Annotated in this window: 17 protein-coding genes; 6 read left to right on the top strand and 11 right to left on the bottom strand. The window is 45.9% G+C overall.

Annotated elements, in window-relative coordinates; genetic code table 11:
• Positions 1–109: 109 nt before the first annotated feature.
• Positions 110–2,980 carry a M16 family metallopeptidase gene (locus CSH92_RS11135; protein WP_205662166.1) on the bottom strand — a complete coding sequence of 957 codons (2,871 nt, stop codon included), beginning with the start codon at positions 2,978–2,980 and terminating at the stop codon, positions 110–112.
• 267 nt (positions 2,981–3,247) lie between these two features.
• On the opposite strand from CSH92_RS11135, the gene CSH92_RS11130 reads away from it, so the two are divergent.
• The 3 genes from CSH92_RS11130 to CSH92_RS11120 all read left to right on the top strand — a co-directional run bounded on the left by CSH92_RS11130 (position 3,248) and on the right by CSH92_RS11120 (position 6,886).
• The gene (locus tag CSH92_RS11130; RefSeq protein ID WP_100657710.1) at positions 3,248–4,468 is read left to right on the top strand and encodes a cytochrome-c peroxidase; all 1,221 of its coding nucleotides are present in this window, start codon (positions 3,248–3,250) and stop codon (positions 4,466–4,468) included.
• A gap of 357 nt (positions 4,469–4,825) precedes the next feature.
• Entirely contained in the window at positions 4,826–5,398 is a 573-nt protein-coding gene (gene efpL, locus CSH92_RS11125) for an elongation factor P-like protein EfpL (protein ID WP_100657871.1), read from the top strand.
• Between the two features lie 510 nt (positions 5,399–5,908).
• On the top strand, positions 5,909–6,886 hold the full coding sequence (locus tag CSH92_RS11120) for a PAS domain-containing protein (protein WP_164084723.1): 978 nt from the start codon (positions 5,909–5,911) through the stop codon (positions 6,884–6,886).
• Positions 6,887–7,290: 404 nt separating this feature from the next.
• Here the strand turns inward: CSH92_RS11120 and CSH92_RS11115 are convergent, their stop codons facing one another.
• The 3 genes from CSH92_RS11115 to CSH92_RS11105 form a co-directional block, all read right to left on the bottom strand.
• A complete protein-coding gene (locus CSH92_RS11115; protein ID WP_100657708.1) occupies positions 7,291–9,684 on the bottom strand; it encodes a response regulator in 2,394 nt (797 codons plus the stop codon).
• Positions 9,685–10,270: 586 nt separating this feature from the next.
• A complete protein-coding gene (gene ssb / locus CSH92_RS11110; RefSeq protein WP_100657707.1) occupies positions 10,271–10,795 on the bottom strand; it encodes a single-stranded DNA-binding protein in 525 nt (174 codons plus the stop codon).
• Positions 10,796–10,807: 12 nt separating this feature from the next.
• The gene (locus CSH92_RS11105) at positions 10,808–12,109 is read right to left on the bottom strand and encodes an MFS transporter (protein ID WP_338063737.1); all 1,302 of its coding nucleotides are present in this window, start codon (positions 12,107–12,109) and stop codon (positions 10,808–10,810) included.
• Positions 12,110–12,294: 185 nt separating this feature from the next.
• On the opposite strand from CSH92_RS11105, the gene uvrA reads away from it, so the two are divergent.
• Genes uvrA through CSH92_RS11090 form a run of 3 tightly spaced genes read left to right on the top strand, consistent with a single transcriptional unit; the run spans position 12,295 to position 16,276 of the window.
• On the top strand, positions 12,295–15,123 hold the full coding sequence (uvrA, locus tag CSH92_RS11100) for an excinuclease ABC subunit UvrA (protein ID WP_100657706.1): 2,829 nt from the start codon (positions 12,295–12,297) through the stop codon (positions 15,121–15,123).
• A 27-nt stretch (positions 15,124–15,150) separates the two neighbouring features.
• Positions 15,151–15,558, top strand: coding sequence for an acyl-CoA thioesterase (locus CSH92_RS11095; protein WP_100657705.1), 408 nt, complete (start codon positions 15,151–15,153; stop codon positions 15,556–15,558).
• Positions 15,548–16,276, top strand: coding sequence for a 2OG-Fe(II) oxygenase (locus tag CSH92_RS11090; protein WP_100657704.1), 729 nt, complete (start codon positions 15,548–15,550; stop codon positions 16,274–16,276). Before CSH92_RS11095 ends, CSH92_RS11090 begins: the two co-directional genes overlap by 11 nt.
• A gap of 42 nt (positions 16,277–16,318) precedes the next feature.
• On the opposite strand, the gene CSH92_RS11085 is transcribed toward CSH92_RS11090, so the two are convergent.
• The 7 genes from CSH92_RS11085 to CSH92_RS11055 all read right to left on the bottom strand — a co-directional run bounded on the left by CSH92_RS11085 (position 16,319) and on the right by CSH92_RS11055 (position 24,800).
• Entirely contained in the window at positions 16,319–19,417 is a 3,099-nt protein-coding gene (locus tag CSH92_RS11085) for an efflux RND transporter permease subunit (protein WP_100657703.1), read from the bottom strand.
• Positions 19,418–19,426: 9 nt separating this feature from the next.
• Positions 19,427–20,632 carry an efflux RND transporter periplasmic adaptor subunit gene (locus CSH92_RS11080; protein WP_164084722.1) on the bottom strand — a complete coding sequence of 402 codons (1,206 nt, stop codon included), beginning with the start codon at positions 20,630–20,632 and terminating at the stop codon, positions 19,427–19,429.
• Positions 20,633–20,920: 288 nt separating this feature from the next.
• A complete protein-coding gene (locus CSH92_RS11075; RefSeq protein ID WP_100657701.1) occupies positions 20,921–21,301 on the bottom strand; it encodes a hypothetical protein in 381 nt (126 codons plus the stop codon).
• A 72-nt stretch (positions 21,302–21,373) separates the two neighbouring features.
• Positions 21,374–21,706 carry a hypothetical protein gene (locus tag CSH92_RS11070; protein WP_100657700.1) on the bottom strand — a complete coding sequence of 111 codons (333 nt, stop codon included), beginning with the start codon at positions 21,704–21,706 and terminating at the stop codon, positions 21,374–21,376.
• Between the two features lie 21 nt (positions 21,707–21,727).
• Complete coding sequence (locus CSH92_RS11065) at positions 21,728–22,411, bottom strand: substrate-binding periplasmic protein (RefSeq protein WP_164084721.1); 684 nt, start codon at positions 22,409–22,411, stop codon at positions 21,728–21,730.
• A gap of 245 nt (positions 22,412–22,656) precedes the next feature.
• Positions 22,657–24,276 carry a methyl-accepting chemotaxis protein gene (locus CSH92_RS11060; RefSeq protein WP_100657698.1) on the bottom strand — a complete coding sequence of 540 codons (1,620 nt, stop codon included), beginning with the start codon at positions 24,274–24,276 and terminating at the stop codon, positions 22,657–22,659.
• Between the two features lie 68 nt (positions 24,277–24,344).
• Positions 24,345–24,800 (bottom strand): DUF3299 domain-containing protein, encoded by a 456-nt coding sequence (locus tag CSH92_RS11055; protein WP_420807512.1) that lies wholly within the window; start codon positions 24,798–24,800, stop codon positions 24,345–24,347.
• Positions 24,801–24,860 lie beyond the last annotated feature (60 nt).

Here is a 24,860-nt window from a genome sequence, read left to right as displayed (position 1 = left end):
AGATCGAATATATTGTCGCCAACCAATTCGCATTATTGTGGTTATTGTTGCGTTAGTTGATTCAATTACACCAAAGTTAAGTTAAAAGTGCTAGTTTTATTCAATCACCCTAATCGATTACTGTTTGCCCTTGATTATTAAGCAATACTGGCGCGCTTTGCACAAAATCGGTCAGCCTTGGTAATTGGGTTTTCGCATCACCAACCACTAACCAGAACATTCGGTTCGGATCGGCATATTGATTCGCCAGTGCGCTGATATCCTCAACAGTAGTATTTTCTATCGCTGCTTGGCGCTTTTGCACATAATCAAGCGGGTAATTGTACTGGCTGATGTTCAGTAGCATGCTCAATTTAGACCGCGCAGTTTCAAATGCTCTTGATTGACTGCGTAACATAAAACTTTGCGTGGTTGCTAAGTCTTCTGCAGTAAATGTTGTTGGATAATCAGCCATGATTTGCCGAATTAACGCCATCGACTCGAGCGTTGCGTTAGTGCGCACACTGCTATTGATAGAAAACTCACCGCTAAACTGATCACCATCGAACTGAGAAAATATCCCGTACGTGTAGCCTTTGCCTTCTCGCAGCTCTTGGGTTAAACGTGACGCAAAGCTGCCGCCACCTAATTTATAGTTCATGATACTCGCCAGATAATAGTCATCGTCTGTGGCTTTGAGCGCTGGACTGCCAATGATTAAGACTGACTGCTTAGCATCCGGCACGTCATAAAAGTAAGCGCGTGCCGTTTGCGGAGACGCAGGTAATTCATAGGTTGGTAACGTGACTGGCTTATGCTCCCAACGTTGCAAAGTCTTCTGAGCGGTTTCAACCGCTGTTGATTGCGCAACATCTCCGACGATCATTAATGTCGCTACAGAGGGTGAATAGTAGGCTTCGTAGTAGGCTTGCAAGTCTGCAATTGTTATATCTGTTACCGCGGCCATTGTACCCTGCGAGTTAATCCCGCGTTTATCGTCTGGATACAGCAACTGGTTAAACTGGTTAGCTGCAATCGCATTCGGGTTGGCTTCTTGCTGTTGCAAGCTATCCAGTGTGCGCTGCTTAAGCAGAGCAAACTCAGCAGCATCCCAACGCGGATTGAGTAGCATATCACTGACTAACTCAAGCGTGGGAGCAAAGTTGCGCGCTAAAGCACTAACATAAATATCAGTTTTACTGCCGTTAACAGTTGCTGTTACCGTTGAGCCAAGTTGCTCCACTTGCGCTTCAAACTCGGCGGCTGTGAGTGTTTTTGTGCCACGCGTAAGCATGCCTGCAAGCAGACTAGCAACCCCCGGCTTTGTGTCAGGATCTAGCAACTTACCGCCAGTCATAGTTAAGTGAGCATTTACTAACGGAACTTCTGCGTTGTCAATACCGATAACAGCTAACTGATTGGACAATTGGCTCTGCCAAATTTGCGGCGGCTCAATCACATAACTTTCACCATAAGCGGGCTCTTGACTGCGATCAAAGCTTGACGGCGTTGGCTCATACTCGGCCTGCACACTGGCATCAAAAGTTTCTTCTGCGCCAGCGATAATTTGCTCCTCTACCACATCGGCTTGACTGGAGCCAGTTAGGGCGAGCTCTCGCTGCCCTTTCGGAACGAAACTGGTCGCTACAAACGACTTATCTTTAATGTATGTTTGGTACACGCGCTCAATATCTGCTGTTGTAACTCCCATAATTTGCGCGATCACTTGCTCGGCATAACTCGGATCATCAGCTAAAATATTGTATTGCGCCAAACTAATGCTTTTACCTAAAACACTGCTTAACTGTTGATAAAAACGCGTTTCCTGCCCCGCTTTAATGCGCGCTAAATCGGCTTCTGAGATGCCGTTTTCTTCAAACCGTTTGAAGGCTTCAGTGAGCGCGGCGTCAACTTTATCTAATGGCGTATTCTCGAATGCGCGCACGGTGAGGTACATTTGCCCCGCTAACTCAGAGCCGCGCTGGCGCATTTGCACATTCGCCGTTAACTTGAGTTCATCAACCAATAGCTGGTAGAGCGGCGCTTGCTTCCCGTCGGCTAAGTATGTGGCAAGCATCGTTAGTGCGTACTCGTCGGGGTGATACGCCTCAACCGTCGGCCACACTTTGGTTAAGACCGGTAAGTTAGCAAAATTATCTTCATGATAAGCACGCTTGGATTCAGTTAACGTAACCGGAATTGCATCGCGCTGCTCAATGGTTTGACCGCGTGGGATTTCGTCAAAATACTTGTGTACCCATGCTTTGGCTTGGTCAAACTCAAAGTCACCGGCAATGACTAGCGTTGAATTGTTGGGCACGTACCATTGATTGAAGAAGGCTTTAACGTCATCCAACGTTGCTGCCTGTAGGTCTTCAAGTGAGCCGATCACCTGCCAACTGTAGGGGTGTTCGCTAGGATACAAGAGTTTATCGATAACATAAGAAGTATGCCCGTAGGGCTGGTTATCAACACGCAAGCGCTTCTCGTTTTTAACTACTTGCTTTTCTTTGGCCAACACCGGCTCAGTTACAGTATTGATGAACCATCCGAGCTTATCCGCTTCTGCCCATATCATTTTCTCTAAAGCATCTTTGGGCACGGTTTGAAAATAGTTAGTCCAATCTCGACTTGTTGAACCATTGGCACCCGAACCTCCAATTCTCGCACTCATTTGGTCTAGCCCGCCTTTACCTAAGTTTTCGGACTCAAGAAACAACAGATGCTCAAACAGATGGGCAAATCCCGTACGATTTTCAACCTCCCGTGAACTACCCACATGCACCGTCAACGAAACCGCAACTACGGGGTCTGAAGTATCGCGGTGCATGACTACTTCGAGCCCGTTCTCTAACACAAACTTTTCATAGGGAATTTCAAAACTTGGCTGCGCAGACGCATCTGCACTCTCAGTTTGAGTCACAGGCTCAGGGGCTTTACTACAAGCAGCAAGTGCGAGTAATACAACCGAAAATAAAGACAACGAGGTTAGGTGTTTCAAGGGTTAATCCTTTAACGAGATTATTATGCGCAAATACCATACGCCGAAATCGCGATTTGTAAATATATTGTGGCCACTAAAGGCTTTGTTTGTAGCGCCGCAGATAGTCCCTGAGCAGCAATAGTAAATGACTGACTTTACACAATCTTTACACTAGCCCGACGTTACTTTACATCCCAGTGGTTACACTTCATCCCCATAAGGCACATTCAGTGAACGGCACGATGTGCAGCCAGAATTGAACACAAGCAGTGGTGGTATAAACGCATGCAATACGGGCAGAATTATTTTTTAGCGATAGTGGCAACCATAAGTTTGGTTGCTTGTGATGGTAGCGGCAGCGAGAGCGAGAGCGCGTTAGTCACTGCGCCGCAAAGTGAACCTGTTCAAGTCACTCCAGAGCCGGTCAGTGAATTAAATTTACCAAGCAACCCATTCGATTACTCCTCGCTAAATTTGCCTGCTCACTTTACGATGAACGTGCCGGGTCAACCGTTACCCACCGCCGTTAATGGTTTAGACAATACTCCTGCAAACAATCCCGTTACCAACGATGGAGCTACACTTGGGCGCGTACTGTTTTACGATAAAAAACTCAGTGCGAACGGCTCTGTCGCTTGTGCATCCTGCCACATTCAGGAGTTAGGGTTTTCAGATGATGCGACGTTTAGTCTTGGGTTCGAAGGGGGCACCACTGCACGTCACTCAATGACGTTAATTAATGCGCGCTATTATCAACGTGGCCGATTCTTCTGGGACGAACGCGCCGCAACCTTAGAAGAGCAGGTACTCATGCCCTTTCAAGATCCTACCGAAATGGGCATGACTCTAGACCAACTGGTCGCAGTCGTAGAAGCGCAGGAATACTATCCCGAACTCTTTACCAATGCCTTTGGCTCAAGCGATGTAAGCAGCACGAGAATATCGCAAGCGCTAGCACAATTCGTGCGCAGCATTGTGAGTTACTCGAGCAGGTATGATGAGGGCAGAGCTTTGGCCAATGCGCCAGGCGACAACTTCGTCAATTTCACAGCTGAAGAAAACTTAGGCAAAAATTTGTTCTTTAGAACGATTCCAAATGGCGGAGGCGCATGCTTTGGGTGTCATACCACCGAGGCATTCGTTAGCGCAAACCCTGGGCCACAAAACAATGGGCTCGATATTGCAACCACTGATGAAGGTGCCGGTGCGGTGTTCAACAACCCAATTTTTGAGGGACGCTTTAAAACCACAACGCTAAGAAATATCGAGCTCACCGCCCCCTACATGCATGATGGTCGGTTTGGCACTCTCGAAGAGGTGGTAGAGCACTACAACAGCGGCATTCAGTCACATCCAACACTTTCACCCGCCTTGACCGACGCCAACGGCGATCCAGTGCGTCTCAATTTTACTGCAGAGGAAAAATCTGCATTAGTGGCTTTTCTTAAAACACTGACCGACGACAGTATTGCAGAAGAAGAGAAATGGAGTGACCCGTTTAACTAAAACGAGTATTTGTATTCAATACCAACAGCTAATAAAAATCGCGTGCTCGGCAACATAACAAAAGGAACATAAAAGACATTTGTTTGAGTTTGGGCGCTGATCAATAAACCGTCCAACTAAAAGCGATTCTGTTTTTAGTTGAATTTCAACACTGTTTTACTGAAAGATTGCCCGTATGAGGAATTATTAGCCTATCTATTGAGCATGCAGAACCAAAACATGTGTATGCCGTTTCGCAGAAAACGTAAGATCTTAGTTGAGCGGGCAGTCAATAGGTTGCTCTTTTATTATCCGTGCATCTGAGACAAAATAGCTCCTTTTGAAATGGCATCAGAGCCAGAACAACAGGAACGAAAAATGCCTAAGGCAAGTGAGATTAAAAAGAACAACACCATAGTATTTAACGGTAAGACTTGTATCGTTAGAGACATCGAACGCTCCGTGCCGCAGGGCAGAGCTGGGGGCAGCATCTATCGTATGCGTATGTATGATGTGGTGAGCGGCGCTAAGTTTGACGAGACGTTTAAAGACTCCGATATGTTAGAGATGGCCGATTTAACCCGTCGCCCGGTTATGTTCTCTTACATGGATGGTGATGAGTATGTGTTCTTAGATAACGAAGACTATACGCCATATCATTTGCACAAAGACACTCTCGCTGATGAAGCGTTGTTCTTTAATGAGGGCACTGAGGGAATGCAGGTGTTAGTAGTTTCTGATCAGCCCGTCGCTTTGGATTTACCCATGAGTGTAGAGCTGGAAGTAGTTGAAACTGACCCTTCGATAAAAGGTGCTTCTGCCACATCTCGTACAAAACCTGCGACCCTATCTACTGGATTAGTAGTGCAAGTGCCTGAATATATCTCGACCGGTGAGAAGGTGAAAATTAATACCGAAGAGCGCAAATTCCAGAGTCGCGCAGATAAATAAGGCGTCAAGAATAAGAACGTTATAGCCACTCCAATAGTTTCTCGCTTGGAGTGGCTTCTGACAAAATAATAAGAGAGCCCGACCAAACATTTGGTCTTCTATTTACGTCCTTCAGTCCGTCATCCTGATAGAAATCAGGATCTGCTGTGTACTTTTGTCAGCCTGTCATCCTGATGAAAATCAGGATCTGCTGAGTACGTATTGCGGACATTGGCATAAGTGAATCTCATGATCAGAAATAAGCGAAAAGGTGAGGTTCAAAAAGCGGCTGCTCGACTGCCGTTCACGAAAAGAAATCACGTTTAATGCTCTCCTGTATATACGAAACACTTACATTAACTATGAATATTTTATGGATTTATATAGTCTTTGATTGATGAAAACTCACTGATAACAATAAAAATGTACAGCTAAGAGACGCTCTATATTACACCTAAGCATCGGATTTATTGCTTGAATTGCTGAAATTAGAGTTTACATTACTACTATTAAATGATTAGAGAATTTGATGTGACGTCGCTCAAGCAACTTATTCATTTCGCAAGTCAGGTTTTTGATGAATATTTATTGCCAGTAATTGCTACCGACAATAAAACAGATGGCTACTACAAGATAATTTATGTGAATATTGCTTTTTGTCAAATTACAGGATATTCGCCAAGTGAGCTTCTGGGCAAGTCCCCCTCCATCCTACAAGGAGAAAGAAGTAATCAAAGAACGCTTCGGTTATTAGAGGAGAGCTTATTAAAAGGTAATGGCTTTTCAGGAGTCTCATTTAATTACAGGAAAAACAACGAGGCCTATCCTGTACGTTGGAATATTACTCCCTTTAAAGATGATGATGGAATCGTGTTAGGGTTCTTGTCAGTGCAACGCGACCTGAGTGGAGCATGGAATCTTCTAAATAAACTAACAAAAGAAAATAAAGCTCTTAAAAGAGAATTAAACGCGCTGAAATCTAGCGATAAACATGCATCACCTGATAAGTCTGCTCATGAAGTTGCGGATGGCTTGTTTTTCGATTTCGATGCTCATGAAGAATCAAGTATCCCCATCATTCAAAAAGAAGCAATTAATGCTCAAACTTTCATTGAAAACGCTTTAATTGAAGAGGATGAATTAAGAGCAATCGATGATATTCTGTGTGAATTACAGGCTCTTATTATTATGCACATTGAAAGTCTAGATAATTTGGACGAATGCAATAGAATGACAAGTCTTGTCAGTGAGTTTTCTAGGCATATAAGTTTTCTAATTGAATTCACAGAAGTCTCAGATGCAATCAGTGAGCTTTCAGTAGCATTTGATGAGGCTGAAAGTAAAACCATCAGTGAAATAGTACTGCAATCATTGCGAGAGCTTGTTGACGAGTTGTGTTTGTGGTTTAAAAATATTTTTATCGAGCAGTCATCGAATGATATTCATGCGTTAGATGCTTCCATTATCGCTAATTCCAAGCAAATAATGATGTTTTTGAATGTGAAATGACTGCTTTTTAACCTAAACCTTTAGCAACTAAACCAAAGTTCGAAAGTCTGCTTGTTGTCTTCTGGAGATCCTCGCCTTCGCGAGGATGACGGGCTGTAAGTTGTCTTGTAAGCAAGTTCATCTATGAAGTTTATTCTTCTTATATTTCGTCTCCCAGTCGTGTTACATCAATGATTTTTTATCGGGAATAAACGCGTGGAGCATTTTCAGCGGGTAGCCATTGAACTCGTATTTCTTTTGCAGTCAACGCGTTCTCATGGCTGTTTTCGTGGGGCTTCAATTTTTTCGGGGGCTCTTCTTGATATTATTGAAAGCTCAACTGGGCAATAGCATGAAAGACTTTCCCATTAGTCGGTATTTACCAATCAGCTTATCGCCTGAGTACTAGCTCTCATTAGAGACGACTAAGAATTACATGCCTGTTCGATACAGTATTGTAAATCAGAAAGTTTATAGGGTTTATCTAGGAAACTGAAAACACCTGCCAACATGAGATCTTTGGTAGAGATGTTCGCAGTGTATCCCGAAGCAATCACAACCTTGACATCAGGGTTGATGCTTTTCAATTTATGAAAGGTTTCTTCCCCTGTCATTTTGGGCATGAGCATATCCAAAATCACCAAATCGATCTCAGCCCAGTGCTTCGTATATAGTTCAACAGCCTGGGAGCCATCGCAAGCAAACATGGAATGGTAGCCCAAAGAATCAAAAAACTCCTGGCAAAGGTCTCTTATGGACGGTTCATCATCCACCAGCAAAATAGTACGCATTGTTACCTGATTACCCGTTTCAGCTGCATGAGCTCCTCTATCACATACAGGTACTGATAGGGTTGTGGGAATGTATAATTTGAACGTCGTCCCAATATCGACAGAGCTCTCGACCTCTATGGTTCCCCCCATATCTTTTATTGTGCCATAGGCTGAGGCCAACCCCATGCCAGTTCCCTTTCCTTGCTCCTTGGTCGTAAAAAAGGGGTCGAAAACTTTAGCGAGAGTTGCTTCCGTCATACCGATGCCAGTGTCTTCAAAATCCAGGCACACAAAGCTGTTTGGATCATCGCTCGCGTTGACATCGATGTAAGGCACAGAAGCCCGGTTAACATTGGCGGTCCTTATATTTATTACCCCTCCCGATGGCATCGCATCACGAGCGTTCAACCCAAGATTGATTAAAACGTTTTGGAAGACCGATTTATTTCCCTCGATGAAAGCATTGCTAGCGCTGAGGTCCGTTTTGATCTCTATACGTTTTTCCAAAGTGTGAGATAACAGTTCGCTAGTATCTCTAATCAACTGGTGAAGATTCAGGACTTCTTTCTGAACGTTTTCTTTTCTAGAAAAGGTAAGAAGCTTTTTGGTTAGCTCACTCGAGTTTTCAGCGGAAAGCAAAATGTTCTTGATATACTTTTTGTTTTTTTGAGGGTTATCGCCAGCCAATGCAAGCTCGGCATACCCCATGATACTGGCCAAGTGGTTATTAAAATCGTGTGCAATGCCTCCAGCCAATTGACCGATCGCTTCCATTTTTTGTGCTTGCCTCAAGTGCATTTCCTGATTGCTTCGGTCTGTGACATCCGTCGAAATACCGCAAAGCGCATACACATCACCGTTACTGTCCACTAACGGAAACTTTTCAGAGATGTATAACTTAACCCCATCCGGCTGTGGTATTTGCTCCTCAAGCACAATATGAGATTTGGATGCAATAACATTGCGGTCGTTCAACATTAACTCTTGTGCGGTCGCTTCCGGAAAAATATCCAAATCGCTTTTACCAATAATATCCTCGCGTACGAGACCAAAAATTCTTAAGTATTGATCGTTTATGTAAAGGTATTTTCCATTGACAGCCTTAACGTAAATTACTGCAGGTGAGCAATTCATGATGTCCTGCATCATTTTCTCTTGGGCGAGCAACTCTTTTTGCTGCGTGGCCAATTGATCATAAACGTATTTTTTCTCGGAAATATCCTGTAGCAACCCAGATATTTTGTGTTGTTCTAAGTATTCAATAACACTACAAACCACTGTTCTGTATTGACCACTGGAATGCAACAATTGAAAACTAATACTTTTGTTCTTTTGATTAAGACGTGCGGATTCGAAGAATAGCCGAGCTTTAGATTTATCCTGCGGATTAACTAAATCCAACATAGAATCGATATGAATTGATCTGAACTGATGTCCCACCTCAAAAAGCTCACATAGCTGATCAGACCAGTGCATGGTCATTTCATCAATATCTAACTGCCAGCTACCAATTCTGGCTGAACGGCTAACCTCTTCTAGAACCTGATTTTGCCTTAGCATTTTTTCATTGATGAAAGTCTCCTGCAGCAGAGTGCTCAGATGGCCGGCAAACATCTCAAAAGAATGCTGTATGAGCTCCACGCTTTCCAATTCTCTTTTAAACAAGGCCACAAGAATCCCGACAGGCCTCCCTTCAGTAGCGACAATTGGAAGTCCCAAATACGCGACAATGCCCATCTCATCTAGCAGAAAATTTTTTGGAAAGGCTTCCGCAACGCCGCTTGGGTAAACGCACATGTCAGTTTCAAAGAGAGTCGCACAAGGTGTATCTGCCAGCGAATATGAAAAATTATCAATTATGGTTTGTTCAGAGATAGTAATAAGGGAGGTGGCTTCGCTGTAAGACTGATTCGTTTCGGCGACAAATAAAACGTCCGCATGAAGGAGTCTGTTAAGCTTCAACAGATATGTTTCTATGACAACCCGCTTCTTTGATACGACCAGTTTTAGGTTTTTGATATCGAAGTCAAACAAAACTTGATTCATTTAACATTCATCCAAAAAATACGTCAAACATGACATGTTTAAACTAAACACTTTTGCCTAGCTCCACTAGGACATGTGATATCTCAAGAGAGTTGGGCCTCTTTTTAACAGCTATGAGAGACCTGAGGATCAACCTCCCAGAACAGACAAGGTTTTGCAACCGGCTTACCTTTCAATATTCTATAACAGGCCACATAAACCTAGGGCTTGACGCTCCTGTCATCAAAAGCTTTTACAAGCGTCATTCACGTTTAGTCGATGGATCCTTTTTAGAGAGTAATGAATATGCATACCTATCTGCTTGGCTTAAAATTAATAAGGCGATACATCGTTATATTAGTATAAGAATGAATTTTTCGCAGGCTTTGCGCCCAATCTTGATGCCACTTCGTGAGTGGTTTTTAACTTGTATATCAATGTAAGTCTTGTGGCGAGGGAAACGCCAAGATTTAACTATTCAGACCAAGAGTTTCATAACAGTTGAAAGTCACTATTTGCTTACCTATACAGCTGTTTCGTTCAACCAAAAAGACCGCTGGTTAAGCGGTCTTTATCAATAGTAATCACCATTCTTTTTTATTTCAGATCAGAACGGAATATCATCATCAAAATCGAAATCTGGTTCAGCCATTGGTGGTGGTTGGTTGCCTTGATTTTGATTGTTCTGTGCTGGGCGCTGATTGTTGCCAGGTGCCTGCTGATAGCCGCCTTGTTGGCCTTGATTTTGTGGGCGTTGCTGATAGCCGCCACCCTGACCTTGTCCTTGCCCTTCTGCACGCCCACCTAACATTTGCATTTGGTCAGCAATAATTTCAGTAGTATAACGGTCTTGGCCTTGTTGATCTTGCCACTTACGGGTTTGCAATTTCCCTTCAAGGTAAATTTGTGAACCTTTCTTAAGGTACTCGCCAGCAATTTCGGCTAAGCGGCGGTACATCGTAACCCGATGCCACTCAGTTTTTTCTTGCATATTGCCTTGTTGATCTTTCCAACTTTCACTGGTCGCAATACTTAAGTTCGCAACTGCATTGCCATTTGGCATGTAGCGGATCTCTGGGTCGTTGCCCAAATTTCCAACCAAAATGACTTTATTTACGCCTCGACTGGCCATAACCACTTTCTCCTAATTCTTATCGTTCGCGAGTGCTTGTTTTGCCTGTTGCTGATCAAACATCGGGTCGACTTTCAAATACACAACTCCTTCATGCAACACTGGGTTAACTTCAATCACACCGGTTAACTGTTTCAAAGCCTGAGTGATTGCACCCGCATCGGTGTGCGAAGGATCTAGCGCTAGTGTAACGCGTTTTAATTGCGTGTGACCAACAAATCTCAAAAATAAACTTAACCAAAGTGTGCACATCACAATCAAAACAGCATACAAGGTTTCTAGCCCAAACCAACTGATCAATGTGCCGGAAAGCATGCCGCCGGCAAATGCACCAAAGAACTGAAAACTTGCATATATACCCATGGCACTACCGCGTGATCCAGCAGGTGCAAACATAGAAACCAATGCTGGAAAGCGCGCTTCCAGAAAGTTAAATCCAACAAAAAACATTAAGGTAAAAATTACCACGCTGGTATACGTCAGCGAAACATAACCAAACCCCCAAAACGCCACTAGTAAACAAATAATTGGGATTTGAATAGCAACCGAAGTCTTGATGCGCTTGGCCACTTGCATATAAGCGCCAAGCAACACCAAGGATAAGGCAAAAACGGGGGCATAAAACTGCCACTGCGCAGATAAATCTAAACCGACCTGACTGAGCTGCACTGGTAAGTTAACGAACAGAATTGTGATCATCATATGCAGTAGCGCTACACTGAGGTTCAACTTGAATAATTCTGGCTGGCGCAGCAATTCTTTTAATTCTTGTTTCTGTGGCAGAACTTCGCTAGTGGGCTGCTCTTGCTGCGCATTTGGAACTGCAAATATAACAAGAAAAATAGAGACAAGAGCAAATACCGCCGTGAGCCCAAACAAGCCAGACAAACCCGCGATTGGCTGAAGCAATGGTCCTAACAAGATTGCGATGTAAAACGACATGCCAATAGATACACCAATAATCGCCATGACTTTAGTGCGCTGCTCAACCCGAGTGGTGTCTGCCGCCAGTGCCATCACTGCACCAGCGATAGCACCAGCCCCCTGCAAAATGCGGCCAAGAATGAGTAACCACATCGTATCTGCAAGCGCAGCAAGTACACTACCTGCGGCAAATACGCTGAGTCCTGCAATAATGACTGGCTTACGGCCGATACGATCCGACAACATGCCCATGGGGATCTGCAGCACTGCTTGCGTGAGGCCGTAACCCCCAATCGCTAAGCCGAGTAACAATGGTGAAAAACCAGCAAACTCAGTCGCGGCAATGGCCAAAACCGGCATAACCATAAACAACCCCAACATTCGCGACATATACACCGCCGCGAGTGATAAAGCTGTTCTAATCTCTACAGCGTTCAATCTTCTCTCTTGCTCCCTATTAACGGCGCGAGAGTGTACCACAATTGATTGATCCAGACGTAAACGAATTCGTAAACAAGCGATATTTTCTTGCACCACTGTGGCATACTGGTGGTTTTCCTTTTCTAAGCGGCAATATGGATAAAATTGAAGTACGCGGTGCTCGCACACATAACCTAAAAAACATTAATTTAACGCTTCCAAGAGATAAATTGATCGTTATTACGGGGTTGTCTGGTTCGGGTAAATCTTCCTTGGCTTTCGATACCTTGTATGCAGAGGGCCAGCGCCGCTATGTTGAATCGTTGTCTGCCTATGCACGACAATTCTTGTCGATGATGGAAAAGCCGGATGTGGATCACATTGAAGGGTTATCACCGGCAATCTCCATTGAGCAGAAATCAACCTCACATAATCCACGCTCTACGGTTGGTACAATTACTGAAATTTACGACTACTTGCGTTTGCTCTACGCGCGGGTGGGCGAACCGCGTTGCCCCGATCACCACGTGCCGCTGAACGCGCAGACCATTAGCCAGATGGTTGATAAAGTGCTGGCAATGCCAGAAGGCACTAAACTCATGTTACTTGCGCCGGTTGTCCAAGAGCGTAAGGGTGAACACATAAAGATCTTAGAAAGCCTGGCGGCACAAGGTTACATTCGCGCGCGCATCGACGGCGACGTTTGCGATTTATCAGATCCTCCTACGCTGGATCTACACAAGAAACACACCATTGAAGTGGTGGTTGACCGCTTTAAAGTGCGGGAAGATTTGCAGCTTCGTTTAGCTGAGTCCTTTGAAACAGCCCTGCAATTGTCTGCAGGAAGCGCCAAAGTTGCTTACATGGATGAGCCCGATCAGGAAGAAATCGTTTTTTCGGCAAATTTCGCCTGTCCGCACTGTGGCTACAGCATTACCGAATTAGAGCCGCGCATTTTTTCCTTCAACAATCCTGCAGGTGCTTGTCAAAGCTGCGATGGCTTAGGCACTCGCCAGTTTTTTGATCCGGCCCGTGTGGTCACTAATCCGGAACTGAGCCTTTCAGGCGGTGCTATCCGCGGGTGGGATAAGCGTAGTTACTATTACTTCCAGATGCTGCAAGCAGTGGCCGAACATTTTCAGTTTGATCTCAGTGTGCCTTTTGATTCCCTTTCTGATACTGCCAAAGAGATTGTACTGCACGGAAGCAAGGGTAAATCACTGAAATTTAAGTACATTAACGACCGTGGCGATGTGATGGAGCGGAATCATCCCTTCGAGGGGATCATTCCAAACATGGAGCGGCGCTATCGTGAAACTGAATCTAACGCTGTGCGTGAAGAGCTTGCTAAGTACCTCAGTCACCAACCTTGCGGCAGCTGTGGCGGCTCGCGCTTGCGACTAGAGGCTCGCAACGTATTTATCGACGACATTAATTTGCCAGAGGTGGCAAACAAATCGATTGCCGAAGCCTTTGAGTTTTTTGACGCACTCGCGCTGACCGGTCAACGCGCCAAAATTGCCGAAAAAATATTGAAAGAGATTCAGGACCGCTTAGGTTTCTTGGTTAACGTGGGATTGAATTACCTGTCGATGTCACGTAGTGCCGACACCCTATCGGGCGGTGAAGCTCAGCGAATTCGTCTCGCTAGCCAAATCGGTGCTGGGTTAGTTGGCGTCATGTATGTGCTGGATGAACCCTCGATTGGTTTGCACCAGCGGGACAACGAGCGCCTATTAAAAACTCTTACACACCTGCGAGACTTAGGTAACACGGTCATTGTGGTTGAACACGATGAAGATGCGGTGCGTGAAGCTGACCATATTGTCGACATCGGCCCAGGTGCTGGTGTGCACGGCGGCGAAATTATTGCACAAGGTACCCTCGACGATATATTAAAGAACGAACGTTCCTTAACGGGTGCCTATCTCAGTGGCCGCGAAGTCATTGAAGTACCGAAAAAGCGCGGCACAGCCAAAGACGACCTGCACATCACCCTAACGGGAGCCCGCGGTAACAACCTCAAGAACGTGAATTTATCCATACCCGTTGGTTTGATGACCTGTGTTACTGGCGTGTCGGGTTCGGGTAAATCTACATTAATCAATGATACGTTCTACCGCATTGCGCACCGTGAACTAAATGGTGCCACTACAGGTGAGCCCGCGCCGTATGACGAGATTAGCGGCATGGAACATTTAGATAAGGTGGTAGATATTGACCAAAGCCCCATCGGTCGTACACCCCGTTCAAACCCAGCAACCTATGCCGGTATTTTCACGCCAATTCGTGAGCTCTTTGCCGGAACGCAAGAATCTCGCTCACGCGGTTATAAAGTGGGGCGCTTTAGTTTTAATGTGAAAGGTGGGCGCTGCGAGGCGTGTCAGGGCGATGGGGTGATCAAAGTTGAAATGCACTTCTTACCCGATGTTTATGTGCCGTGCGATGTTTGTCATGGCAAACGGTATAACCGTGAAACTCTGGAAATTCGTTACAAAGGCAAAAATATACACGAAGTGTTGGAAATGACAGTGGAAGATGCTCGTGAATTTTTTGATGCGATCCCTGCGATTTCGCGCAAGCTACAAACCTTAATGGATGTAGGCCTGTCCTATATACGACTCGGCCAAGCAGCAACTACGCTGTCGGGTGGCGAAGCCCAGCGCGTAAAACTGGCCCGCGAGTTATCTAAACGAGATACGGGTAAAACCTTATATATTCTCGATGAGCCAACCACTGGCTTGCATTTCCATGATATTCGCCAATTACTGACGGTATTACATCGCTTACGTGATCACGGCAACACCGTCGTAGTTATTGAGCATAACTTGGATGTGATCAAAACTGCAGATTGGATTGTCGATCTTGGCCCAGAAGGCGGTGCTGGTGGTGGTAACATTATTGCCGAGGGTACTCCTGAAGCCATTTGTAAGGTCAAAGAAAGTCACACCGGGCATTTCTTAAAACCCATGCTAAAACAATAATAAGTATAAGAGCAGGAACCAAACGTTATGTTAACAGAACAATTTAACGTCCGATTTTATGAAACTGACGCCTTGCGGCACGTCAGCAACACTGTGGTAGTGGGATGGTTTGAAACCGCACGAGAGCCTATTTTTCGCCTCTTTACCCCTGAATTAGACTTGGCCAACTGGCCATTGATCTTAGCCAGCTACAAAGTCGATTTTCTGAAGCAAATCTACTACGGCCAAGCTGTGACTATAAAAACCTGGATCAGTCGGTTAGGTAAAAGTTCGTTCGATGTCTATCAGGAAGTTTGGCAACAAGATACCTGCTGTGCTTCGGGCACAACCACCATGGTACATTTTGATTATCAGACGCAAAAGTCGCGGCCTATTGAGGGCGAACTAAAACAACAATTACTTGCGCACATAAAGGAATCAAGCAATGACAACTGAGCAACAGACAACCCCAAGTACTGACTTTATTGAGGTTATCGATAAGGCGTTGCCCGCTGATCTTTGCTTGGAAATTATTCAGGCCTTTCAAGCAAGTCCCAACAAGAATCCTGGGCGCACCGGTGGTGGCGTAGATCCAGAGCGCAAAAAGAGCACCGATGTTTCTTTTAGCCAACACCCCGAGTTTGCACCTTTGTTTCAGAAGGTGTTACAGATCACGGGCGAGCACCTGTTACGCTATATCGACAAGTACCATTTTGCATTAATCGGCCCAATTGGATTAACCGTAGCACATCCCGAAACCAAACAGCCAGTGCGTTTAACTGATGAAAATTATGCTGAGGTTGGGCGTCCCAATCTGCGCAACTTGTTAAACTATTTGTTTCGCATAGGTGAGGTGAATGCCCAGCACTATAAGGTGGGAGACGGGGGATATCCTTACTGGCATTCTGAAGTCTATCCACAACAAGGGCACAATGAAGCCTTGCACCGCAATTTGTTGTTTATGTATTACCTCAACGATGTGGACGAAGGCGGAACTACTGACTTTATTTATCAGAATAAGTCCATTCAGCCACAAACCGGGCGTATGGTGATTGCGCCAGCCTACTTCACCCATACCCATCGCGGGTGTATGCCAATCTCCAACGACAAATACATTCTGACATCGTGGATGCTATTTAACCGCGCAGAAAATATCTACACTGCCGGACAGTGATCAATCAGGAGGGCTTTGCCCTCCTGACTTTGTTGATTGAAACTACGGTTTATCTACAGTTCCTCGTTTTAGCAGCCAAAAAACTGCAGGGATCACGAGCATTGATAGCAACGGACTGACCAGCATTCCGCCTAACATGGGTGCAGCGATGCGCTGCATTATTTCGCTACCACTGCCGTCACCCAACATAATTGGAATTAAGCCTGCGATAATGGTCAATACGGTGATAGCTTTTGGCCGCACTCGCTGCAGGGCACCATGGCGGATCTTATCTTTGGCACTGCCAGGTTGTTGCGCCCAGCTATTGTTTAAATACAGTAACATCACCACACCAAACTCGGCTGCTACACCAGCCAAAGCGATCATCCCAACCGCCAATGCCACCGATAACTGAAAGTCCAGCCAATACACCATCCATAAAGAGCCAGCTAAGGCAATCGGCAGTGTCGCCATTACCAAAAGTGCTTGCCAAGTTTGCTTAAACAATAATTGCAGCAGCACGAATATAATCACTAACGTTGCTGGTACTATCCACATTAACTTATCAGCCACCCGCTGTTGATATTCATATTGCCCAGCGATACTCCAAGTGACCTTTTGCGGCAATTCAACGGTCGCCAAGGCTTCTTTCACCTGCTTCACATAGTCGCCCATAACAACTTGCGGCTCCAAATCTATAAATACCCAACCGATGGTTCTGGCGTTCTCTGACTTGATCATGGACGGCCCGTCACTGATACGAATATCCGCTACTTGTTCAAGGGTCACCCATGCCCCTGTTGGGCTGGCGAATGGCAATGTTTTAATGGATTGCAGGTCAGTTCGATAACTGCGTGGATATCGCACATTGATCGGAAAGCGCTCTGTACCTTGCACTGATGTTGCGACGATGGCACCACCAATGGCTGAACGTACCACATCTTGAATATCTTCAACGGTAAGTCCGTAGCGACTGGCAGCAAAACGGTCCGGCGTTATATCCAGATAACGGCCAGATAGCGGACGCTCACCGATAACCGATGACGTTCCATTGATCTCACTTATCACCCGCTCTATTCGTGTAGTGGCCTCCGAGATGTCAGCCAAACTGTCGCCGGAAAGCTTTATCCCAACAGGGGTTTTCACTCCGGTGCTCAGCATATCAATGCGGGTTTTAATCGGTTGTACCCAAGCATTGGTGAGGCCAGGGAATTGCACGGTGTTGTCCAATTCAGCAATGATGTCATCCAAGGTCACGCCCACTCGCCAATCCGCCTTGGGGTGCAATTGAATAGTCGTTTCGATCATAGTTAGCGGTGCTGGATCGGTAGCCGTCTCTGCTCGCCCCACTTTGCCGAACACGGTTTTCACTTCGGGAATCGTTTTTATTAAACGGTCCGTTTGCTGCAATATCTGCCCCGCTTCCTGAATCGATACTCCAGGCAGTGTGGTCGGCATGTACAGCAGGTCACCTTCGTCAAAGGTTGGCATAAACTCACTACCCAATTTCTGCCATGGATAGATTGCTGATGCGCCTAACCCTATGGCCAATACCACCACCAACCAAGGCCAGCGTAAAGCCACATTTAGAAACGGGCGATACATGGCTTTTAACCCGCGGTTTAACCAGTTTTTATCTTCTTCTGGCACCCTACCTTTTAACAACAACACCACCAACGCCGGTACCAGGGTAATGGACAATAACGCCGCTGCTGCCATAACGAAGGTCTTGGTATAGGCGAGTGGCGAGAATAAGCGCCCTTCTTGCCCTTCAAGAGCAAAAATAGGAATAAAACTCAAGGTGATGATCAGCAGTGAGAAAAATAATGCCGGGCCGACTTCAGTACAGGCCTTCTTCACTAGCTCCATGTGCTCAATCGTTCTCGTGTGTTTGCGAGCCTCCTCCTGATGCTTTTGAACATTCTCAACCATCACAATGGCAGCATCGACCAAGGCGCCGATTGCAATGGCGATACCGCCCAATGACATCAAATTGGCGTTAATATCGAGCATGCGCATCAGAGCAAATCCCAGAAGCAAGGCGCTGGGCAAGCATAATGCGACGATTAACGTGGCGCGGACATGCAATAAGAACAAGCCACACACCACAATAACAACCAACATTTCTTGCACTAACTTTTCTTGCAAGAACTCAATAGCACGCGTGATCAATCCAGTCCTATCATAGGCCGTTTCGATGGTTACTCCTGGCGGCAGTGCTGGCTTTAGCTGCTCAATTTTAGCTTTAATTGCGTCGATCACCGCCAACGCATTCTCACCATCGCGCATAACCACGATTCCGCCGACAACTTCACCCTCGCCATTCCAATCCGCAACGCCACGGCGGGTTTGCGGCCCTAAACGCACCGTAGCTACATCTTTTAACTGCAGCGGAGTGCCAAGTGCATTCTCAATGCCTAGCGGAATAGTAGAAAAGTCGTTTAGTGAAGTTAGATAACCCTTGCTGCGTACCATGTACTCGGCTTCACCTAATTCAATAACCGAGCCCCCTACGTCATTGTTGGCGGCTACAATGGCACTGCGCACTTGCGCCAGAGTGAGCTGATAGTTAACCAGCTTCAGCGGGTCTATCACTACTTGATAGGTTTGCACCATACCACCGACTTTGGCAATTTCGCTCACGCCAGGAACCGATTGTAGTTCTTGGCGGATAAACCAGTCTTGTAAGCGGGTTAGATCAGCAAGATTCTGGGTGCCAGAACTATCACGCAAGATATATTGAAAAATCCACCCCACGCCTGACGCGTCCGGTCCTAGCTCAATGGATGTACCCATTGGTAATTCACTTTGCGCTTGATTTAAATACTCTAATACTCTGGCACGTGCCCAATACAAATCAGTGTCTTCATCAAAAATGACATAAAGGTAGGCGTCACCGAAAAATGAATACCCTCGCACTGTCTGACTGCCCGGCACCGACATTAAAATAGTCGATAACGGATACGTGACTTGTTGCTCAACCAGGTCCGGTGCCTGACCGGGATAGTTCACTTTAACAATGACTTGCACATCGCTGAGATCGGGTATGGCATCGACCGGCGTTTGCAACATTGCGCGGTAGCCGGCGGCTAAACCAAGCCCAGCGACCAGCAACACCAGCAACGGCCAACGTGCACAGGCGGTTATTATCTGTGTCAACATTAGCGCCTCCTAGTGCTGATGCTGCGATGCGGGCGTGCTATTACGCGTCGCCACATTATTCAGATTGGCTTCGGCATCCAGTAGGAATTGCCCCGCCGTAACAACCCGTTCACCAACCTCTAGCCCAGCTAAAATTTCAGCGCGGCCGTGCGTTACAATACCAACCTCAACATCGCGACGCTGAAAGGTACCGTCATCCACCTGCACAAAAACCCGATTATGCTTTTCCGTTTGGATCAGTGCATCAACCGGAATATTCAAGGTTTCTTTGGGTCCGGCGTAGATCCGCACCGTAGCCAACATATCAGGCTTCAATTGTTGATCGGGATTATCCAATACCAACCTGACCTGTAATGTCCGCGTGACCGGATCCAAAGTCGGATAGATAAATTCAACGCTACCTTCGAGCTTGTACAGATCCAGCGCGGGGATATCAATTTCAATGGCTTTGCCGGTTTTCACCCAATCCATTTGATGCTCAAAAACATCTGCTATCACCCACACCTTGGAGAGATCAGCCACCGTCATTATGCTGACCCCGGGTTCAATATACATCCCCTCGCGCACATCCAACGCAGAAACGATCCCATCCTGCTCGGCATAATACGGAACTTGATAACGAACTTGGCGGGTTTGCTCGAGTTGCTCAATGAGCTTTTGATCTATTCCAAGTAAACTGAGACGACGCTTACTGCGCTCTAGCAGCGGCTTATTCTTCGCTTGTGAGGACAACAGCAATAAAAAGTCTTCTTGGGCTACCAGTAAATCTGGTGCATACAGTTCGTATAGCAGTTCACCTTTGCGTACCTGTTGCCCAAGCGAATTGACGGTAAGTTTCTCAATCCAGCCCGAGGCTCTGGGATGAATATGCTGCAGACTGGTTTCATCAAACTGAACCGAACCGTAGGTATAGATAAAGCGCCATAGTTTACTGATATCTGCAGTTTCGGTTGTCAGTGCCATGGCTTGTTGCATGCCGCCACTTACCGAAACATCAAGGCTTTCTGTGGGCTTTTGCTTGCGCAATACCAGATCCATACCACAGATTGGGCAAGTACCTGGATGATCTTTCACGATGTGGCTGTGCATCGGACAAACGTAACGTTCGTTTTCTGCATGTACAGAATGGTCTAGAACATCACCCGATTGTGCACTTACTGAGAGCGCTGCGGTACCAATAAATACGGCGAGCAATACGCCTAAAATCGTTTTCACAATAGCCTCCATTATTTGAGGTAGTACTCAGCAAGCTGGTAGTTGCTGATTTTTACCTCACCACAGATCCAACGATCGGTGGCAATGTTTGCAACAACATAAATATCAAATCCTAGGTTATCGTTATTTTGTTATTGCGTTTTTTATTGTCGTTGCGACACGATAGTAGCGCCGCAATGTCTATAAATCTGCTGCTGATTGCTCGTTCGGCATTGACTAATCATTCAAGAGATCAGTTATTTAAGCGCACCTGAGGGTCCGCATGACGCCAGTGAGCTAGTCTATTGTTCAGATAATAGGAGGAATAACGGGCTCGCGATGAGGGGCCTCAGGGAGTTTAGTAATGGTGGCCAGTTTTATGGGGGTGGCGTCACTCCCTATTCCATAGGCTGTGGTTAAAATTGCTAAGTGACTGGTATTGATGTCATTGCAGCAAGTTTGACACTGTTCATCACAACTACTGGCCATACTACTGGATTTGTCTTTATCGCAGCAGTCATGATTGCTGCTGGATTGCATGTTGTCGACTGCATGTTGGTCACATGCCGCGTTGCCGTGCATTGCAGCGATTGATGCATGCTCACCATGAGCAACATCCACACTCAAGCCGCCGCCAATAGCAGAGAAACTCAAAGCAAGTATGCAAAAAAACGCGATAAACGATCTCATAACGCGCAGAGTCTACTGAAAACCGCGCCGATTGACCAGATATTCATATCAGCGATGGTCACCAAATGCCACTTAACGTTCAAAAAACTCTTCAACTGATTCAGCCAACTTTTCTTCAAGCGCTTCCTCAAAATCCTGCATGGATTTACCCACTTCAGCAAAAAAGGCCTTAACCGCTAGTTCATCAGCGGGCTGTTGTTGCAGCGAATATTCAATTTCGGGAAGACTTTTGTCATAGCGTGGCTTAATAACCCAGCGCACGATACCACTTTCAAAGGTTTTTAATTGCGTACGCACATAAACACAAAAATCCTCAACATGATCAGCACCTTGAGGCCCCAAACATCCGGGTTCTACACGAAACAACACAGTTAACTTTTTATATAAAGGTAAACGCTCAACCATCGTTTTATCGCACACCAATCGTTATTGCATGGCGGCATCAAAGCGCTGCATAAGCTCCTCAGCACCCTCTACGTTTTTGTGTATGGCGAGGTAAATGGGTAGCTCCGCGATTTTCATATTGTTAATCTGCATATTCGGGTAAGACTCCTGCAAGTGCGTCATTATTGCCCAGTACCCCAATACGTAATCAACCTCATGGTTGATCAGCATTTGCAGGGCGGTATTTTGATTATCTGCAATAACAAAGTTAGTTCTTGCTTCTGCCGTTAGGTCATTTTGCAGCACACCGCCGTACGTATATCCCTTAATTAACGCTACTTTTTGTTCAGCAAGCTCTGCGGTTGAGGTAATGCCTTGCTTGCCATCCAACCAAAATGCACGTAAATCAAAATGTGAGAAAGGTTGTTGGCTAAAAAGTACATTCTCCAATCCGGCTCGCCCCTTCGGCATGGCGAACAAATCAATTTTGCCGGTCGCGGCTGAAGAATAAAAACGCTTAATGGGAATATGTACGGCATTGTAAGTAATGCCCGCAGACTCTAGTACAGGGGTTAACTGCGTCATCCAAAGTCCGGCTAGCTCTCCATCAATATCAAAATAAACATACGGTGGAAAATACGGTGAACCAAGCTTCAACTCTTCGGCTTGATTGAGTGGTGCAACCAAGATAAGTAGGCTTAAAAGCAACGATTTCTTCAGCGACATTGACATAACTCCAACAGATACCGTATTGAGTATAGCAACTGGTTCTGAGCTTGCGCGATGAACAACAAATCAGATGGCAAAAATCGATAACACCGTCACTCGCGCACGTGGCTAGAGCGCATCTTCATTCTAGCGTAAACATTGAAGTACAAGCACATGCTTTGGATGTCCGACGTTACTCAATCGTAGAGACAAGAAAGCCGGCACAAGCCGGCTTTCGATCAATCCTTTTCGTAGCATGCTTGCTAGTACTTAAACTGCCCCATGATACGAATAAACTCTTGGGATAATTGTGCCAGTTCTTGGCTCACTTCTCCCAGTTGGCTAGAACTACGGGCAGTATCATGGGTGCGACTATTTATATCATCAACATTCGCACTGATGCTGTCAGCAACCGCCTGTTGCTCGCCTGTTGAATTCGCAATTAAATCATTCATTTGCGTAATCTTAGCAATAGTTTCATTGATAACCGCTAAGCTTTGACCTGCCTTATTAGCCTCGTCAACACTCACCGAGGCTTGCTCAGTTCCTTTACCCATTACGGTCACCGCTGAGCGAGCAGCCGTTTGTAATTGTTCAATCGTAGCTTGAATTTCTTCAGTGGATTTTTGCGTTCGCGATGCCAAGGTTCTTACTTCATCAGCGACTACCGCAAAACCGCGGCCTTGTTCACCGGCACGCGCCGCTTCGATCGCTGCATTCAGGGCCAATAGGTTGGTTTGCTCAGCAATACCCTTGATTACATCCAGAACAACGCCAACCTGATTCGAGTCTGCTTCAAGTTTACGGATAACTTCGGCGGTTTCTTCTACGCTATCTGCTAATGTTTGAATACTGTTAACAGTTGAATTTACCACCCGCTGACCATCGCTTGCAGCAGTGGAGGCATTGGTCGCTGCCTCAGCGGCCTCGGCAGCACTGGTGGCTACTGAATTAACGCTCATGGTCATATTATCAACCGCGGTTTTCGCATCTGCCGCCGAGCGCTGCTGAGCAGAAATCGTAGTTTGGGTCTGATCCGACACTTGGTTCAGGTTGTTAGCCAAATCAGCCAACGGCATGGATGACTCGCAAATTTCGCGAACCACATTTTGGAGTTTAGTCACGAACTGATTAAACCAATAAACCAAGTCTCCGATTTCGTCTTTATTTTTCGTTTCGATACGGACGGTAAGGTCACCATCTTCCTGGGCAATATCTTTCAGTGATTTAACCACGTCGACAATACTGCTGCGTAATGAAGTAACCACCGGTAATGCAGTAGCGAACAGCAGTAGGGTGGTGCCTACGCCCATAACTAAGCCGATATATATCAAGGACTGAGCGCTGTCATTACTTTCTTCAATCGCGTTTTGGAAGGTCTTTAACCGTTTGTCACTAAAACTGTCTAACTGCGACGTGGCGGCATCAAATGCGTCATTCATCTCTTGCGACTGCTGCGCGAGCTTGGAAAAGTCTGCAGTCCCGTCAACCATCGACTGGCTCACTGAAAACGCAGTCTCGTAGTAATCATTAAAGAGGTTTAAAATTTGTGAAGACTCTGCGCGCAACGTCGGATCGACTTTACCAATGTCTGACAACTTAGCTTGGGTAATTGCAGCAAACTCTTCTGCTCGCTCTAGTGATTCCTCATCACCCGTCGTTACTGCTGCGCTCAAGGTGTCTTTAACCTTCTCCATATTGACGAGCGCTTCACGCGAGTCAATCAACGCAGGAAACTGGACATCCTTGGCATCATCAAGCAAATCGACATTGTTGGACGCAGTGTTATAAGTAATGATCAAATAAACCACAAACAACACTGATCCGATCAAAGGGATCAAGTATAGTTTTTGTGCAATTGACATACGTGCTAAGAAATTCATAACTACCCTTCTATCGTCAGCCAATAATTCGTTGGCAACCTCAGTATAGGCTAATTGTTAGACAAGTGTTAACCATCAAATGGCTCTACACTGACCCCCGCTAAAGTATAGCCTACAGAGGCTATATCACCGGTCCAGCCTTGGGTCGACAATTCACCCGACACCCACACGGCATCGTATAGGTTATCTATCGGCACACCTTCGCCAAATTTTACATAAACTATTTGATTTGAGGGCGGAGGAGGAACATGAATGCAAGCCCCAAAGTAGGGCACTAGGAGAAATTCAGTAGTCAGATCGGCGGTCCCTTCCAGCGGCACAATGAAACCAGGAATTTTCACCTTCTTGCCATTGAGCTCTTCAATCACCGGGGCATTCGGCATCGCTTGGGTCATACTGCCATCATGGGTAACCGGAACTTCTGGGATCTCAAAATCAGCTGGTGCCATGTCTTCCCAGAATAATTCCTTGAATTCTGATGCGTTTGCTGTGAATGCAGTTAATACCATTAGCATTACAATCATGCGTCTCATGTGTGTATCAGTTCCTCACAATTAAAAATCGAGTGGTGTAAATTTCTACTT

Source organism: Neoalteromonas flava, assembly GCF_002807685.1.
GTDB lineage: Bacteria > Pseudomonadota > Gammaproteobacteria > Enterobacterales > Alteromonadaceae > Alteromonas_E > Alteromonas_E flava.
The sequence above is the reverse complement of the archived record's forward strand: the minus strand, read 5'-3'. Positions and strand labels throughout refer to the sequence as shown.